At 36.7% G+C, this 2,692-nt stretch carries 2 protein-coding genes; both read right to left on the bottom strand.

Going from position 1 to position 2,692, the window contains the following annotated elements:
* Positions 1-410 precede the first annotated feature (410 nt).
* A complete protein-coding gene (locus B3J44_RS09930; RefSeq protein ID WP_286968212.1) occupies positions 411-1,070 on the bottom strand; it encodes an HAD family hydrolase in 660 nt (219 codons plus the stop codon).
* A gap of 275 nt (positions 1,071-1,345) precedes the next feature.
* Positions 1,346-2,692, bottom strand: a 1,347-nt coding sequence (locus B3J44_RS09925; RefSeq protein ID WP_286968210.1) for an MFS transporter, incomplete at its 5' end; no start/stop codon positions are given.

The following is a 2,692-nucleotide window of genomic DNA, read 5'->3' as shown; positions in this document are numbered from 1 at the left end:
CTTTTTTGGAGGAGAAGTATTGATTCGTTTTTATTTCACGCAGATTTAAAATGATTCAAGCAGATAAACGCAGATATTATAAAATCAAAATAAATCTGCTAAAATCTGCCGAATCTGCGTGAAATAAAAATTCTTTAATCTTGGAATTTGAAAGAGGATGGATGACTTTTTTGGAGGAGAAGTATTGATTCGTTTTTTAAATCCGTTTAGTTTGTCATTTCGACGAAGGAGAAATCTTCGCGAGTAACTCGGTAACGCATATCAACAATCTTTGTGGAGCTTCTAACTAAGATTTCTCCTTCGTCGAAATGACAAGATTGTGGTTAATTACGTAAAAACCTTTGTCAAAGTTTAAAACTTTGACAAAGGTCTCGTATCACTTGGAATTTGGGATTTTAAAAAATTGGAATTTATTTCAATAATATTTCAATAATCTTATCCACATTCACTTCACTATAATCATTAATATAAAAATCGCATGGCGGAAGCTGTTCTTTTGTATGCGTGCTCAAAACGCCTACGACTTTCATTCCGGCATTTAATCCTGCTGTAATACCCGAAAAAGAATCTTCAAAAACCACACAATAAGAAGGAGAAACTCCAACACGTTCAGCCGATTTTAAGTATACTTCAGGATTTGGTTTATGAAACGTTACGTCTTCTGACGACATCATCGAATCCATTTTTTCGCCTAGCTTCAAAGCGTTTGCAATTAAATCTAGATTCGCACGCGGCGCCGATGTCGCAACAGCCGTTTTGAAACCACGAGATTTTAGCTCGTTTAAAAAGTCCATATAATGCGGAATCGCTTCGACTTTGTCTTTGTAGATCTCACGGAACATTCCTTCTTTTTCGTCTTCTAATTTTATCAGTTCTTCTCCCGCAATCGGACGTTTGAAGAAATGCGTCATGATATAACTATTGTGTTTTCCGTACATATGTTCTTCAAATTCTTCTTTCGTGTACGGAATATTATATTTATCGAAAAACTTTTCAAAAGCGATCACATGATGCGGATTTGTATGCGAAATCACACCGTCCATATCAAAAATTACACATTGCTGGCTCATAATTTTGTTTGTTGTTTTTAACGGATGCAAGTTAGGACAATAAAGCGGTTATTACACAGAGATTCGCAAAGGATTTTCACAGAGATTCACAGAGATTCACAGAGTTTTTTTCAAGTTACTGTTTGTCATTTCGACGAAGGAGAAATCTCCACAAGAAGCTCGACAAAGATTGGACTTTCGTTGCGGAGTTACTTACGGAGATTTCTCCTTCGTCGAAATGACATAAAATGAGAGCAGAACTTAGAACTTGAAACATTAAACCTGGAACAAAATCTTTACCCAATCCAAATCTTGCTTTTAACCAAAGTCATAGTCTGTCTCAAATGCTGATTACACGCAATTAGAATAATCAAAACCAACAGACCGTAACCTACAATGGTGTAAATCTCCATATCAGCCAATAAAGTCGATTGTTTGGTAATGCTTCCAAAAATCTTTTTCATAGCTAGAACATTCGCATTATCTGCGGAATATCCTTTGGCAATAAAACCCTGCGTAGTGTTTGCAATGTTTTGCTGTGCTTCGGGATTTTCGCCCGTTACAAACTGACTGAGTTTCAAAAAGTGTTTTTTGTTTAGAAATACAGTTGCATTCTGCATGACGCAAAAACCAATTGTACTTCCCCAGAAACGTCCAGAAACGCCGACAATTCCTGAAGAAACCGCCATATTTGCAGGAACCGAAGAAGTAGTAAATAAAATCAACGGAACAAATAACAATCCAACTCCGATGCCCTGCAAAAAGTACGGAACAATAATATCTGACAAAGCCACATCGGGCACAAATAGAAACGTAAACCAAAAATGATATAAGGCAATTAGCGAAAAGCCAATCAAAAAAATGATTTTGGTCGAAAGCGATTTCATCAAGAAAAAAGCCGCCAAAACCAATCCGATAATATTTCCGAGTCCGTTAATGTATTGCACGCCCGCAACTCTTGACGGATCCCAATTCCAAATCGAATACATCGCCGAATGGCAAAGACTCAGCGTTGCTCTGCTGATATAAAACAAGAAAAACAATAAAAACCCAATTCGAAGATTGGCATATTTAAAAACTTCAAAATTAAAAGTTGGCCTTTTAACCAAAAGCTCTTTGAAGATGAACAAACCTCCCGTAATAAGTGCCGTAATAAGCATTAAAACCATTTGAGAAGATTCGAACCAATATTTTTTCTCGGCATACACAAAAAAGTAGGCACCGCAAAGAATAGCTGTTAAAACCAAAAAATAGCTCATCCAGTCGATTTGATACAACGGAATTTTCTTTGTTGTTCGGTGCCCACGAAAAGTAACCAAGATTAAAAAGACATTTAAAACCTGCAGTCCGCCCGAAACATACAGCATGTATTTCCAGTCGTAGTGATCCAGAAACCAAACCGCAATATTCATAATAAAAGGCGTTGACAGCAGTAGAGAACCATAATAAAAGGAAAAACCAATTATAATGGCATTTTTAGAATCAAACTGCTCAATAAGCAATTGTCTGATGGTAATGGCAGGAAGCGCCATTAAGATTCCTTCGGCAACTCTCAGCAATAGAAAAACCGCAAAATTATCGACATAACCCGACGTCACAATCGTAACTCCAATTAAGGAATAAACGCCCATGAGGTAATTTTT

Origin of the sequence: Flavobacterium sp. UBA4854 (assembly GCF_002399805.1) — a bacterium.
GTDB classification, from domain to species: domain Bacteria; phylum Bacteroidota; class Bacteroidia; order Flavobacteriales; family Flavobacteriaceae; genus Flavobacterium; species Flavobacterium ginsengisoli.
Note: the sequence above shows the minus strand (reverse complement) of the source record. Positions and strands in the feature narration are given on the sequence as shown.